The sequence below is a fragment of the Sphaerisporangium rufum genome (assembly GCF_016863395.1).
Lineage (GTDB): Bacteria > Actinomycetota > Actinomycetes > Streptosporangiales > Streptosporangiaceae > Sphaerisporangium > Sphaerisporangium rufum.
In genome coordinates this window covers 60,698-74,807 of the sequence record NZ_BOOU01000076.1, presented here as the reverse complement: position 1 = coordinate 74,807, position 14,110 = coordinate 60,698, and the positions used below count along the sequence as shown (strand labels likewise).

General features: G+C 73.4%; 12 protein-coding genes. 3 read left to right on the top strand and 9 right to left on the bottom strand.

Annotation, left to right across the window (positions count from 1 at the left end; genetic code table 11):
* Position 1 precedes the first annotated feature (1 nt).
* Positions 2–745 carry a Crp/Fnr family transcriptional regulator gene (locus Sru01_RS27920; protein ID WP_203991620.1) on the bottom strand — a complete coding sequence of 248 codons (744 nt, stop codon included), beginning with the start codon at positions 743–745 and terminating at the stop codon, positions 2–4.
* Between the two features lie 338 nt (positions 746–1,083).
* Between Sru01_RS27920 and Sru01_RS27915 the strand changes: the two genes are divergently transcribed.
* Together Sru01_RS27915 and cydB are read left to right on the top strand one after the other, a co-directional pair.
* Positions 1,084–2,478, top strand: a complete 1,395-nt coding sequence (locus Sru01_RS27915; RefSeq protein WP_203991616.1) for a cytochrome ubiquinol oxidase subunit I — start codon at positions 1,084–1,086, stop codon at positions 2,476–2,478.
* Positions 2,479–2,495: 17 nt separating this feature from the next.
* Positions 2,496–3,428 carry a cytochrome d ubiquinol oxidase subunit II gene (gene cydB / locus Sru01_RS27910; protein WP_203991613.1) on the top strand — a complete coding sequence of 311 codons (933 nt, stop codon included), beginning with the start codon at positions 2,496–2,498 and terminating at the stop codon, positions 3,426–3,428.
* Positions 3,429–3,548: 120 nt separating this feature from the next.
* Here the strand turns inward: cydB and Sru01_RS27905 are convergent, their stop codons facing one another.
* From Sru01_RS27905 to Sru01_RS27870, 8 genes are all read right to left on the bottom strand, one after another.
* Complete coding sequence (locus tag Sru01_RS27905) at positions 3,549–5,006, bottom strand: glycoside hydrolase family 16 protein (RefSeq protein WP_203991610.1); 1,458 nt, start codon at positions 5,004–5,006, stop codon at positions 3,549–3,551.
* 41 nt (positions 5,007–5,047) lie between these two features.
* Positions 5,048–5,200: a hypothetical protein gene (locus Sru01_RS27900; protein WP_203991607.1), complete on the bottom strand. Its 153-nt coding sequence runs from the start codon at positions 5,198–5,200 to the stop codon at positions 5,048–5,050.
* An 83-nt stretch (positions 5,201–5,283) separates the two neighbouring features.
* Positions 5,284–6,783 carry a glycoside hydrolase family 16 protein gene (locus Sru01_RS27895; protein ID WP_203991605.1) on the bottom strand — a complete coding sequence of 500 codons (1,500 nt, stop codon included), beginning with the start codon at positions 6,781–6,783 and terminating at the stop codon, positions 5,284–5,286.
* Between the two features lie 123 nt (positions 6,784–6,906).
* A complete protein-coding gene (gene cutA / locus Sru01_RS27890; protein WP_203991601.1) occupies positions 6,907–9,297 on the bottom strand; it encodes an aerobic carbon-monoxide dehydrogenase large subunit in 2,391 nt (796 codons plus the stop codon).
* Entirely contained in the window at positions 9,294–9,818 is a 525-nt protein-coding gene (locus Sru01_RS27885; RefSeq protein WP_239137789.1) for a (2Fe-2S)-binding protein, read from the bottom strand. Before Sru01_RS27885 ends, cutA begins: the two co-directional genes overlap by 4 nt.
* A complete protein-coding gene (locus Sru01_RS27880; RefSeq protein WP_203991598.1) occupies positions 9,815–10,708 on the bottom strand; it encodes an FAD binding domain-containing protein in 894 nt (297 codons plus the stop codon). The genes Sru01_RS27885 and Sru01_RS27880 overlap by 4 nt, the downstream gene beginning before the upstream one ends.
* Positions 10,705–12,093: a uracil-xanthine permease family protein gene (locus Sru01_RS27875; RefSeq protein ID WP_203991595.1), complete on the bottom strand. Its 1,389-nt coding sequence runs from the start codon at positions 12,091–12,093 to the stop codon at positions 10,705–10,707. Before Sru01_RS27875 ends, Sru01_RS27880 begins: the two co-directional genes overlap by 4 nt.
* A 354-nt stretch (positions 12,094–12,447) precedes the next feature.
* Positions 12,448–13,302, bottom strand: coding sequence for a LysR family transcriptional regulator (locus tag Sru01_RS27870; protein WP_203991593.1), 855 nt, complete (start codon positions 13,300–13,302; stop codon positions 12,448–12,450).
* 70 nt (positions 13,303–13,372) lie between these two features.
* On the opposite strand from Sru01_RS27870, the gene Sru01_RS27865 reads away from it, so the two are divergent.
* Positions 13,373–14,098 (top strand): SDR family NAD(P)-dependent oxidoreductase, encoded by a 726-nt coding sequence (locus tag Sru01_RS27865; protein WP_203991590.1) that lies wholly within the window; start codon positions 13,373–13,375, stop codon positions 14,096–14,098.
* Positions 14,099–14,110: the final 12 nt, after the last annotated feature.

Below are 14,110 nucleotides of genomic sequence, written 5' to 3'. Positions count from 1 at the left end.
GTCAGGCGGGCACCTCGTAATCCAACGGGTTCTGGGCATAGGCCTGCAGCCGGCGCAGGTCGTGCACGACGATGCGCCGGTAGCCGGTGCCGAGCACGCCGGCCCGGCGCAGCAGGGTGAGGGCCTTGTGCACCGTCGGATCGGCGGCACCCACCAGGGCGGCCAGCTCCGGCTGGGTGAGCGACACGCCGATCACCAGCCCGCCGCCGGGCTTGGGCTCTCCGTAGGAGCAGGCCAGCTCGACCAGGACCCGGGCCAGCCGGGTGATCGCCGAGCAGGTGCCGAGCTCGACCCGGCGGCGGGTGGTCCAGCGCACCTTGTTGACCACCGCGCGGTTGACCGCGAGGGCGGCCTCCGGGCGGCGTCGCAGGAACGCCAGGAACGTCTGGCGCGGTATCACCCGGGCCAGGCAGGCGCCGGCCGCGACGACGGTGGCCGCGCGGGGCCGTCCGTCCAGCGCGGCGAACTCGCCGACCAGGTCGCCGCCGACCCGGATGCCGAGCAGGGCGACCCGGCCGTTCTCGGTGTGGGCCGTCACCTTCACGCAGGCGTCCAGCAGCAGGTAGGCATCGGTGGACCGGTCGCCCTCCACGATCAGGGTCTGGCCGGTGGTGAACTGCCGGGGCCGGCCGAGGCCGAGGAACTCTTCTCTGGCGGCGTCACCGAGGCCGCCCAGCAGGCTGCCCCGGGGCCACGCCCCCACCTTGCGGATCACGCGGCGACGCCCGGTCTCGTGGCCGGTCATGGTGGTCCCTCCCAGCGTGACGGCGGCGGTGCGCCGCCGGATCCGAACGCGGGCCCCCGCCCCGCCAGGTAAGTCGTCTCGTCGGCGCGGCGGGCCGGCGCGCGGTGCCGGCTCCCTCCGGACCCGCGCGGCCTGCCCACCACGGTGTTCGCCGCCGATTTGGTGCGCCTTTCAACTATGGGCCGGGCAGCTTGCGAAGAGCTTGCGGATCACATTCAGCGGCCGGGCGGTACCGGTGTGACGAAGATCGCAGCAGCTGCGCGCACATTGCTCTACAAGTCGTAGTACTACTAGAAGTAGAACTACAGCCTGTAGAGCTGAGGACGCGCGAGGGGGACATGGACGCACTGGACCTGGCACGGTGGCAGTTCGGAGTGACCACCGTGTACCACTTTCTCTTCGTGCCCCTGACGATCGGCCTCGGGGTGTTCGTCGCCGGGCTGCAGACGGCCTGGCACCGCACCGGCAAGGAGCACTACCTCCGGCTGACCAGGTTCTTCGGGAAGCTCTTTCTGATCAATTTCGCGATGGGCGTGGTCACCGGCATCGTGCAGGAGTTCCAGTTCGGGATGAACTGGAGCGAGTACTCGATCTTCGTCGGCGACGTGTTCGGCGCCCCGCTGGCGCTGGAGGCGCTGCTCGCCTTCTTCCTGGAGTCCACCTTCCTCGGCCTGTGGATCTTCGGCTGGGACCGGCTGCCCAAGCGGGTGCACCTGGCGTGCATCTGGGCCGCCGCCATCGGCTCCAACCTGTCGGCCTACTTCATCCTGGCCGCCAACGCCTGGATGAAGCACCCGGTGGGCTACGAGGTGGTGGCCGGCCGGGCCCGGATGACCGACGTGTGGGCGGTGCTGACCAACCCCACCGCGCTCGCCCAGGTCCCGCACGTCATCGCCGGCGCCTTCGTGGTGGCCGGCGGCTTCGTCGCCGCGGTCAGCGGCCACCGGATCCTGCGCGAGCGGCGCGCCGGGCGGACCGGCGAGCCCGCGATGTGGCGGGGCACGCTGCGCGCCGCGCTGGTGATGACCGCGATCGCCGGCGCGGTGGTCGCCGGCACCGGCGACCAGTCCGCCCGGCTGCTGTGGGAGCAGCAGCCGATGAAGCTGGCCGCGGCCGAAGGGCTGCGCCACGACGAGCGCGGCGCCGCGTTCTCCCCGGTGCCCGGCATCGAGGTGCCGAAGGCGCTCAGCCTGCTGGCCGCGCACGACCCGGACGCGCCGGTCCAGGGCGTGGAGGACATCCAGCGCCGGTACGAGGCCGCGTTCGGGCCGGGCGACTACCGGCCGAACGTGCCGGTCGTGTACTGGTCGTTCCGGGTCATGGTCGTGTTCGGGCTGTCGGCGGTGGCGCTGTCCATGCTCGGGCTGTGGGTCACCCGGCGCCGCCGGGCCGTCCCCCGGTGGCTGGCCCGCGCCACCCTGCTCGCGCTGCCGCTGCCCGCCACCGCGATGATCGCCGGCTGGCTGCTCAGCGAGATCGGCCGCCAGCCGTGGACCGTCCAGGGCGAGCTGCTCACCGCGGCGAGCGTCTCCCCCGGCGTGTCGCTGCGCGCGGTGGCGTTCTCGCTGGCGCTGTTCACCCTGCTGTACGGGGCGCTGGCGGTGGCCGAGGCACGGCTGCTGGTCAGGTACGTCAAGGCCGGCCCCGAACCGGCCCCGGCCCCGGCCGGCCGGCCCGGTCCCGACGACGCGGGGGCCGCGGCGCCCGCGCCCGCCCCCACCCTCATGTACTAGAGACCCGGGAGACCGCCGTGGAGCTCACCACCGTCTGGTTCGTGGCCATCGCGTTCCTGTGGACCGGCTACTTCGTGCTGGAAGGCTTCGACTTCGGGGTCGGCGTCCTGCTGCCCGCGCTGGCCCGGGGCGAGGCCGAACGGCGCCAGGCGCTAGCCACCATCGGCCCGGTCTGGGACGGCAACGAGGTATGGCTGATCACCGCGGTCGGTGCGATGTTCGCCGCCTTCCCCGCCTGGTACGCCGGCCTGCTGAGCGGTTACTATCTGCCGCTGGTCGCCGTGCTGGCCGCGCTGATCGTCCGCGGGGTGGCGCTGGAGTGGCGCGGCAAGGTCGAGGCCCGCGCCCGAGCCTGGTGCGACGCCGGGATCGTGGCCGGCAGCGCCATCGCCGCGTTCACCTGGGGTGCCGTCTTCGGGAACCTGCTGGCCGGCGGCCCGGCCGGCACCCTGGCCGGCGGGGCGCTCGCGCTGGCCCTGGCCGCGCTGCACGGCGCGGTCTTCCTGGCGCTGCGGACCGAGGGGCCGCTGCGCGCCCGGGCCCGGCGGGCGGTGCCGGCGCTCGCCGTCCCGGCGCTGCCGCTGGCCGCGGTCACGCTGCCGGCCATCCCCGGCGCGGCGGCCGGCGGCACCGGGGAGTGGACGGCGCACCCGGGCGCGTGGGCGGCGGCCGCCGCCGCGATGGCCGCGCTGGCCGCCGCCGTCGCGCTGGCCTGGCGCCGCCGGGAGGGCTGGGCGTTCGCCGCCACCGCCGCCGCCGTCGCGCTGCTGACCGCGTCGGTGTTCGGCGCGCTGTGGCGCGAGCCGCTGCCCGGGCTGACGGTGGCGGGCGCCGCCTCCGGCCCCTACACCCTGGGACTGCTCACCTGGATCGCCGGCGCGGCGCTGCCGGTCGTACTGGCCTACCAGGGCTGGACGTACTGGGTCTTCCGCCGGCGGGTCGCCGCCTGACCGGCCCGCGCGGGCCGGCCGGGGCCGTACCGGGCCGGACGGGTGGCGGGCCGGACCGGCCGGCGCCGGGCGCAGCGGCCCGCCCTCCCAGGAGGGCGGGCCGCGGGGGGTGAGCGGCGATCAGCGCTGGTAGATGCGCACGTAGTCCACCTTGAAGTCGGCCGGGAAGACCGTGGTGGCGTCCGGGTCGCCGAGCCAGCCGCCCACCTGGAAGTTCAGCCGCAGCTGGAACTTGCGGTTGTAGGTGTTGTCCTTGCCGAAGGTCGCCTCCAGCCAGGAGGTCGTCTCGCCGGTGCGGCGCCAGATCTCCTTGCCGTCGACGTACCAGCGGATGATGCCCGGCTCCCAGTCGGTGGTGTAGACGTGGTAGCCGTCACCGGCGTAACCGCTGGGGAAGGTGTACCGGAAGTCGTTCTTGGTCGGGGTGTAGTCGCGGAAGATCGCCGCGGTGGACGCCTTGTAGTAGGACGCGCCGCCGGGCAGCTCGGTCACGTCGATCTCGCCGTTGCCGCCGTCGTCCGGCCGCATCCAGAAGGCCGGCCACAGGCCCCGGGAGTTCGACGGTCCGTTCGGCGACTTGGCGCGGGTCTCGAACCGCCCGTAGGTGAACGATCCCTTGCCCTTGGAGTCGAGGTATCCGGTGGTGTACGGCCGGGTGCCGCCGGCGCAGTTGTAGTTCTCCTTGTGCGCGCGGATCGTCAGGGAGCCGTCGGAGACGAAGATGTTCTTGGCCCGGCTGGTGATGCACGCCTTGTCGAAGTCGAGCGAGGAATCCCGGGTGTTCCACTTGGTGGTGTCCAGCGCCGTGCCGTTGAACTCGTCGGCCCACACCAGCCGCCACCCGGCCGGCGCGGTCGGGGACGCGCTCGGCTTGGGCGAGGTGGACGCGCTCGGCTTGGGCGAGGTGGACGCGCTCGGCTTCGGCGAGGTGGACGCGCTCGGCTTGGGCGACGCGGTCGTGGTCGCGCTCGGGGCGGGCGAGGTGCCGGCGGTGTAGGTCACCACCAGGCGGGGCCGCAGGGTGGTGCCGGCATTGTCGTTCGAGGCCCAATAGGTGCGGGTGTTGCGGGTGGTCTGCCGGACCGCGAACGTCACCGCGCCGTTGCCGGTCACCGCACCGGACACATCCCAGGCGTTGTACCCCTTGACCACCGCCGCCGCCGAGTCCAGCGCGGTCCCGAGCGTCGGCCGGCTCGCCCAGGTGCCCGTGCCGGACGCGCCGCCGCTCGCCTTATGGACCGTGGTCGTCGTCGCGGCGTAGGCGTTCCACGAGTACAGCTCCAGCCGTGCCTTGATGCCGGTGGCACCGGCGGGCAGCCCCGCGACGGTGAACCCGACCACGGCCTGCCGCTCCCCGGCCTTGTTGCCGTCGCACAGCGCCGGGCACGTCGCCAGCGTCGTCTTCGCGCTGGTGTCACCGTCCTGGGTCACCTGGGTGTAGGTGGTGTCGCCGGACGCCTTCACCGTGACGGTCGCCGCCGCCGCCGTGGCGGCGCCGGCGCCCAGTACACCCAGTAGCACGCCCGCGGCGGCGACCGCCACGGTGACGCGTGTGATGGGGGTCGACCTCGTCGTCATCGTTCCCTCTCGCCGGGCCTGCCGACCCGTGTTCTTGCCGTTCAAAACTGTGAGTGGCACGCACAATAATCATGAACCGCACCGTCCGGCAGGATCTTCGAAAATTGGACGGTTCCACAGCCGAGATTTTCGATCATGCCGGTCCCGGCGCGGCCCGCACCGGCCGGTGCGGCGATCGGCAGGCGCGCGGCCACCGGGAGAAGGGTGCGGCCGGCGGCCGCACCCTTCCCTGCCGGCAGAGGGCGTGCCGCCTGGATCCGACGGCAGGCCGGTATGGTCAGCGCTGGTAGACGCGCACGTAGTCGACCACGAAGTCCGCCGGGAAGGTGGTGGCGGCGTCCGGGTCGCCGAGCCAGCCGCCCACCTGGAAGTTCAGCCGCAGGTGGAACTTGCGCTTGTAGGTGGCGTCCTTGCCGAAGGTGGCCTCCAGCCAGGAGGTCGTCTCGCCGGTGCGGCGCCAGATCTCCTTGCCGTCGATGTACCAGCGGATCACGCCCGGCTCCCACTCGGTGGCGTAGGTGTGGAAGCCGTCACCGGGGTGCCCGGTCGGCAGGGTGTACCGGAAGTCGTTCTTGGTGGGCGTGTAGTCGCGGAAGATGGCCGCGGTGGACCCCTTGTAGTAGGAGGCGCCGCCGGGCAGCTCTGTCACGTCGATCTCACCGTTGCCGCCGTCGTCGGGCCGCATCCAGTACGCCGGCCACAGGCCGCGCGAGTTCGCCGGGCCGTTCGGCGACTTGATCCGCGCCTCGAACCGCCCGTAGGTGAACGACGCCTTGCCCTTGGAGTCGAGGTAGCCGGTGGTGTACGGCCTGGTGCCGCCGGCGCAGCTGTAGTTCTCCTTCTGCGCCCGGATCGTCAGGTTGCCCCCCGAGACGAACACGTTCTTCGCCCGGCTGGTGATGCACGCCTTGTCGTAGTCGACCGAGGAGTCACGGGCGGACCACTTGGCGGTGTTCAGCGCGGTGCCGTCGAACTCGTCGGCCCACACCTGCCGCCACCCGGCCGGGGCGGTCGGCGTCGCGGTGGGCTTCGGCGAGGCGGTGGCGGTGGGCTTCGGCGTCGTGCTCGCGGTGGGCGTGGCGCTGGCCGTCGGCTTCGGCGAGGCGGTGGCCGTGGGCTTGGGCGTCGCGGTCGCGGTGGGCTTCGGCGAGGTGGTGGGGGCGGGCGACGCGCCGGTGGTGTAGGTGACGACCAGCCGGGGCCGGATGGTGGTGCCGGCATTGTCGGCCGAGGCCCAGTACGTCCGGGTGTTGCGGGTGGTCTGGCGGACCGCGAACGTCACCGCGCCGTTGCCGGTCACCGCGCCGGAGACGTCCCAGGCGTTGTACCCCTTGACCACCGCCGCGGCGGAGTCCAGCGCCGAACCGAGGTCCGGCCGGCCCGCCCAGGCGCCCGTGCCGGAGGCGCCGCCGCTCGCCTTGTGAACGGTGGTCGCCGTCGCGGCGTAGGCGTTCCACGAGTACAGCTCCAGCCGGGCCGTGATCCCGGTGGCGCCGGCAGGCAGCCCGGCCACGGTGAAGCCGACCACCGCCTGCCGCTCCCCGGCCTTGTTGCCGTCGCACAGCGCCGGGCAGGTCGCCAGGGTGGTCTTGGCGCTGGTGTTCCCGTCCTGGGTCACCTGGGTGTAGGTGGTGTCGGCGGCCGGCTTGACCGTGACGGTCGTGGCGACCGTCCGGGCCGCCGCACCGGCCACGCCCGCGCCGCACACGGCGAGCATCGCCGCCGCGCCGGCCACCGCGGCCACGGCGCGCGTCAGCGGTGTGAAGATGGTGCGCATGGTTCCCCTCATCGGCCCCGCGGGCCGGTTTCTTGATCGTTGATCACGAGTGGGAGCACCATACCGTCGGGTACGGCATCGCGGGGGTTCTTCCGGAATTGGACGGTTCCATCCGCCCAGATTTCAGCGTCTCGACGTACGCCGCAGTTCGTGCAGTTCGGAGGGGGAGATCGGCATGCGGTCCACCGGGATGCCCTCTGCGTCCTCCACCGCCGAGGCGATCACCGCCGACACCGGGATCACCCCGGCCTCCCCGGCGCCCTTGATGCCGAGCGGGTTCAACGGCGACGGCGTCTCCAGGTGCGCCGTCTGGATGTAGGGCACCTCGGTGGCGTACGGCATCAGGAAGTCCATGAACGAGGCGTTGAGCAGCTGCCCGTGCCCGTCGTAGACCATCCGCTCGTACAGCGCGCCGCCGACGCCCTGGGCCACCCCGCCGTGGATCTGGCCCTCCACGATCATCGGGTTGATCATCCGGCCGCAGTCGTGCACCACCGCGTACCGCAGGATGCGGATCTCCGCGGTGTCCGGGTCGGTCTCCACCACGGCGGCGTGCATGCCGGAGGCGAACGTGGACCGGACCGGCGAGTAGTAGTCGCGGCCCTCCAGCCCCGGCTCGTCGCCATCGTCCACCGGCGGCCGGGACAGGTCCGCGGTGCCGGCGAACTGGGTGGCCCGCACCGCCTCCTCGTCGAAGGCGTACCGCAGCGGATTGGACAGCACCGCCACCGTCGCCAGCGGGACGCCCGCGCCCGGGTTCCCGGCCACCCGCACCACGCCGTCCTCGATCTCCAGGTCCCGCGGGTCGGCCTCCAGCGCCTCGGCGGCCACCCGCAGCGCCTTCTCGCGCACCTTCCGGCAGGCCAGCGCGATCGCGTTGCCGCTCAGCACCGCCGCCCGGGAGGCGAAGGTGCCGACCGCGTACCCGAAGCGCCGGGTATCGCCGGTGACCACCGACACCCGGTCCAGCGGCACCCCGAGCTCGGTGGCGGCGATCTGCGCGAACACCGTCTCGTGGCCCTGCCCCTGCGAGGTCAGCCCGGTGGAGACGTGCACCCGGCCGTCCGAGGTCACCTGCACGTGGCCGCCCTCGTACGGGCCGACGCCGGTGCCCTCCACGTAGCAGCCGATGCCGATGCCGAGCCGGCGGCCGTGCCGGGCGGCCTCGGCCTTCACCTCGTGGAAATCGTCCCAGCCGACCAGCTCCTTGAGCAGGCGCAACGACTCGGGGTAGTCGCCGCTGTCGTAGATCAGCGGCCGGCCGTCCTGGAAGAGCAGGCCCTGGTCGTAGGGGAACTCGTCCGGCTGGATGAAGTTCGCCGCGCGCACCTGCGCCCGATCCCGGCCCAGATAGGCGGCGATCTTGTCCATGGTGCGCTCCATGCAGAACACCGCCTGCGGGCGCCCGGCGCCCCGGTACGGGGTGACCTGCACGGTGTTGGTGTAGATCGAGGAGAACTCCACCCGGTAGGCGCCGATCTTGTACGGGCCGAGCAGCTGGGTCGCCGTGATGATCGGCACGATGATGCCGTAGGGGGTGTAGGCGCCGTGGTCGTGCAGGATCGTCACCGACAGCCCGAGCACCCGGCCCTCGTCGTCGAACCCGACCCGCACCTGCTGCACCTGCGCGCGCTCGTGGGCGGAGGCGACGAAGTGCTCGCGGCGGTCCTCGGTCCACTTCACCTCGCGGCCGAGCAGCATCGCCGCCCAGGGCACCAGCACCTCCTCCGGCCACGGGTGCACGATCTTGACGCCGAAGCCGCCGCCCACGTCCGGCGCGATCACCTCCACCTTCGGCAGCGGCAGGCCCAGCTTGGCGGCCACCGCCATCCGCACGCTGGTGGAGGTCTGGGTGGAGCTGTACACCCGCAGCGAGCCGTCGTCGGCGTCCCACCGCGCGTACACCCCGCGCCCCTCCAGCGGCATGGACGCGCTGCGCTCGATGTCCAGCCGGAACGACAACCGGTGCGGCGCCGCGTCCACCTCCTGCTCCGCGCCGGCTCCGCCCGGCGACGGCACCTCCTGCACCAGGTGGGCGCCGACGTTGCCCGGCACGTCCTGGTGCACCAGGTGCGCGCCCTGCACGGCCTCCTCCACGCCGACCACCGGCTTGAGCTGCTCGTAGTCCACCTCGATCAGCGCGGCGGCGTCCTCGGCCAGGTAACGGTCCCGGGCCACCACCATGACCACCGGCTCGCCCACGTGCCGGACGACGTCGCGGGCCAGTGGATACGCCGTGCGGCCATGGGTGAGCGCCGGATGCGGGATGAGCAGCGGCAGCGGGTCGCGCACCCGCTCCGGCAGGTCCTCGTAGGTGTAGATCGCCACCAGGCCGTCCGCGTCCAGCGCGGCCGACACGTCGATGTCGCGGATCCGGGCGTGGGCGTGCGGCGAGCGCACGAACGCCGCGGCGAGCGCGTCGTGGCCCAGGTCGTCCAGGTAGCGGCCCTGGCCGGTGACCAGCCGCCCGTCCTCCCGGCGCGCGACCGGCTCGCCGAACAGCCTGGTGCTCACGCCGTGCCCTCCCCGCCCTCGCGGGCCAGCTCCGCCGCGCGGCCGACCGCCTTGACGATGTTCTGGTAGCCGGTGCACCGGCACAGGTTGCCGGAGATGCCCTCCACGATGTGCAGTTCGTCCGGCTCGGGGTTGTCGCGCAGCAGCGCGGTCACCGTGCACAGGAAGCCCGGCGTGCAGAAGCCGCACTGCAGCGCGTGGCACTCGGCGAACGCCCGCTGCACCGGCGACGGCTCGCCGTCCGGCCCGGCCAGCCCCTCCACGGTGGTGATCTCCTGACCGGCCACGGTCACCGCGAAGGTCAGGCAGGACCGCACCGGCGCCCCGTCCAGCAGCACCGTGCAGCACCCGCACACCCCGTGCTCGCAGCCGACGTGCGTGCCGGTCAGGCCCAGGTCGTGCCGCAGGAAGTCCGACAGCAGCCGCCGGGCCGGCACCCGGGCCTGCCGGACGACCCCGTTCACCGTCAACGACACCTCGTGCAGCGCCTCACCCACCGGCCACCCCCGCTTCCCGCTCACCGCTCGTCCGTCCAGCCGTACTCGCCCGCCGCCTCCGCCGCGGCGATCCGCAGCGCCCGGCGGGCCAGCACGCCGGTCAGGTGCCGGCGGTACCCGGCGGTGGCGTGGATGTCGCCGTCCGGGTCCACCCGGTCGCGCACCTCGGCGGCCACCGCCGCCCAGTCGGTGGACGCGGCCGGCCGCCGGCCGCAGGCCGCGGTCAGGTCCAGCACCACCGGGACCGGGCCGGCGCTGACGCAGGCCACCAGGGCGGCGGCGATCCGCTGGTCGTCGTCCAGGGTGACCACGGCGGCCACCCCGGCCATCGCGTAGTCGCCGTGCCGGCGCGCCACCTCCACGAAGGCGGTGCCGGTCCGCGGCGGCACCGCCGGGAAGAACGCCGAGACCGCCAGCTCGCCGGGGGCGAGCGCCGGTTCCAGCGGGCCGAGGAAGAACTCGCCGGCCGGCACGTCGCGCGGCGGCGCGCCGTGCCGGGCCACCCGCACCGAACCGCCGAGCACGGCCAGCACCGCGGGCAGCTCGGCGGACGGGTCGGCGTGCGCGAGGCTGCCGACCACGGTGCCCCGGTTGCGGATCACCGGGTGCGCCACATGGCCCAGCGCGGACCGCAGCAGCGGCTGGACCTGCGCCACCCGTTCCGACCGCTCCACCTCGGCGTGCCGGGCCAGCGCGCCGACCCGCACCCCGTCCGCACCCGCCTCGACGGTGGCCAGGCCGGCCAGCCGGTTGATGTCGACCAGGTGCGCCGGCGCGGCCAGCCGCATGTTCATCAGCGGGATCAGGCTCTGGCCGCCGGCCAGCACCTTTCCGTCCCCGCCCGTGCCGGCGAGGACCGCCAGGGCCTCGTCCAGGTCGTGCGGGGCGTGGTAGTCGAACGGGGGTGGCTTCACGCGTTGCCGTCTCTCCCCTCCGCCAGGGCCGGATCCGCCCCCGGATTCGCACCGGGCACCGCGGGCTCGCCCCGCCGCCGGGCGACCGCCCGCAGCAGGTGGTACCCGCCGAGGACCACGATGGTACCGAGCGCGATGCCGGCCAGGGAGAAATCCTTGGTGATCTGGTGGGACACCGGGCCGATGGCCAAAATGATGCCCGCCCCGGTGGGCACCATGTTGACCGGATCGGCGAAGTCCACCCGGTTCTCGATCCAGATCTTCGCGCCGAGCAGCCCGATCATCCCGTAGAGGATCACCGTGATGCCGCCGAGCACCCCGCCGGGGGTGGCGGCGATCAGCGCGCCGAACTTCGGGCACAGGCCGAACAGGATGGCCACCACCGCGGCGATGTAGTAGGCGGCCGTCGAGTAGACCCGGGTGGCCGCCATCACGCCGATGTTCTCGGCGTAGGTGGTGGTGGGCGAGCCGCCGACCGCGCTGGCCAGCGCGGTGCCCACGCCGTCCGCCATGATCGCCCGGCCCATGTACGGATCGACGTCGGTGCCGGTCATCTCGCCGACCGCCTTGACGTGCCCGACGTTCTCCGCGATCAGCGCGATCACCGCGGGCAAGACCAGCACGATCGCCGACACCGCGAAGGCGGGCGCGTGCATCTCGGGCAGGCCGAACCACGGCGCGTCGGCGACCGCCTGGAAGCTGACCCGCGGGTGGGTGTCCACCTTGCCGAGCGTGGCGTTGAAGGAGGTGATGTCGCCGAACAGCCGGTCGGCCAGCCAGGACAGCACGAAGCCGACCACCAGCCCGAGCAGCACGCCGATCCGGCCGACGAACCCGCGGAAGGCCACGATGATAAGGAACGTCGCCACCATGGTGATCAGCGCGATCCACGGGTCCTGCGGCCAGTAGACGTCGGCCACCACGTAGGCGAGTCCGAACCCGATCAGCATGACCACCGCGCCGGTAACCACCGGCGGGAACACCCGGTTGATGGTCCGCACGCCCAGGTAGTGGATGGCCACGCCGCACAGCGCCAGCACCACACCCGCCACCAGGATGGCCCCGGTGACCGTGGCGCTGTCCCCGCCGGCCGCGCGGATGGCCACCACCGCGCCGACGAACGACGCCGAGGTACCGAGATAGCTCGGGATCCGGCCCTGCACGATGAGCAGGAACAGGATGGTCGCGATACCCGACATCATGATGGCCAGATTGGCGTTCAGCCCCATGACCAGGGGAAATACGAACGTGGCGCCGAACATCGCGATGACGTGCTGGGCACCGAATCCGACCATGCGCGGCCAGCTCAGCCGCTCGTCCGGCTTGACCACCTCACCGGGGGCCAGGCCGCGCCCGTCCCCGTGCAACTTCCAGCCGAAGACCATGCGCGTCCCTTTCCTTACCGGCCCGAGGCCCGCCGGCCGCCGTCGCGGGCGTCCGCCGGCGCCGGGTCCGTCGTTCCTCGCCGTCCAACTCCGTACCGGGCCCTCGCCGGCGCCCGCCAGGACGCCGGGAAGGATCTCTTCCCGTTGCGGGCACACTAGACGCGCGCTCGCCACCGCACATGGTAAGGACTTGCCAAACGTGCCGCCCCCCGCCGCACTCCTCTCGCGCACCACCGCCTCCACCGGCCGGTTAGACACACCGCGCAGATCGGTCCGATGTCGCCCGCATCCCGGTGAGACCAGTGGTCAGGCGCCGCCGCACCCGCCGTAGGAGGGGGGCCGGCCGCACCGGCCTCAGGTCTGGCCGGTGAGGGCCGGGGCGAGGGCGGCGCGGGCGGCGGCGGTGAACTCCGCGACGTCCCGCGAGCGGCTCTCGGCGGGCCACGCCAGCACCAGCGTGGCCGGGGCCGCGTCGGTCACCGGCCGGTAGACCACCCCGCGGTACGGCCGCTCGGCCGCCGACTCGGTGACCAGCGCGACCGCCCGGCCGAGCACGACCAGTTGCCACATCTGGCCCGCCTCCTCGACCCGCGGCCCGTTCCCCCGCTCGGCGGCCTCGGGCCACTGCGCCATCGGCTCACCCGCCAGGTCGGCCAGTGAGAGCGTGGCGCGGGCGGCGAGCGGATGCCCCTCGGCGAGCGCCGCCACCCGCCGCTCGGTGCGCAGCGGCTCGGTGTCCAGGCCGGTGAGGTCGTTCTGCGGGTGGTGCAGCAGCCCGACGTCCGCGCGGCCGTCGCGCAGCATCGCGGCGCGCTCGCTCTGGGAGAAGACCAGGTCGACCGCGGCCGCACCGGGCCGCGCGGCGTACGCGGCGAGGATGGCGGGCAGCAGGCCGGCGTCACCGCCCGGCTTCATGACCAGCGTCAGGCTCCGGCGCGGCCGCCCGGCCCGCCGGGCTCGGCGCACCGCGGCCGACACCGCGTCGAGAGCGGCCCGCCCTTCGGCCAGCAGCACCTCACCGGCGGCGGTGAGGCGGACGCCGCGGCCGGTGCGGTCGAACAGTCGCGCGCCGACCCGGTGTTCCAGCCGGCGGATCGCCCGGGAGAGTGGCGGCTGCGCGATGCCGAGCCGGTCCGCCGCCCGGCCGAAGTGCAGTTCCTCGGCGACCGCGATGAAGTACCGCAGCTCCCGCGTATCCACCTCGGTCATACCGTCAGGGTATCGGCCCGGCTCGGATCGGTCATCGACTCCAGGCGGGCGGCGGTGATCGGATCGACTCATGACAGCAGAGAAGATCGTCCTGGTCACCGGGGCCAACAAAGGGATCGGCGCGGCGATCGCCGAGGGCCTGGCGGCCCGGGGCGCGACCGTGGTGGTGGCGGCCCGCGACCGGCGGCGCGGCGAGGAGACGGCGGCGCGGCTGGGCGCCCGCGCGGTGGTGCTGGACGTGACCGACGACGCCTCGGTGCGGGACGCGGCCGCCACGGTGGACGCCTGGTACGGCCGGCTGGACGTGCTGGTCAACAACGCCGGCATCTCCGGCGGCCGGGACGGCCAGCACCCCGGCGCCGTCGACCTGAACCTGATCAAAGCGGTGTTCGACACGAACCTGTACGGCGTCATCCGGGTCACCGAGGCGTTCCTGCCGCTGCTGCGCCGCTCCGCCGACGCCCGGATCATCAACGTCTCCAGCGGTACGGCGTCACTGGCCTGGATGACCGATCCAGACCACTACTTCGCCGCGCTTCCCGCAACGGCCGGCTACCCGACCGCCAAGGCCGCCCTCAACATGCTCACCGTCCAGTACGCCAAGGCGCTGGCGGGCGAGGACATCACCGTGACCGCGGTCGCGCCCGGGCCGTGTGACACCGACTTCGCCGCCGAACTCGGTCTCACCCTGCCCCGGACCGCGGCCCAGGGGGCGGCGATCGCCGTCCACCTGGCCACCACCGCCGACCGCCCCACCGCCGCCTTCCTCGCCGACGAAGGCATCGTGCCCTGGTGACCCGCCGATGCG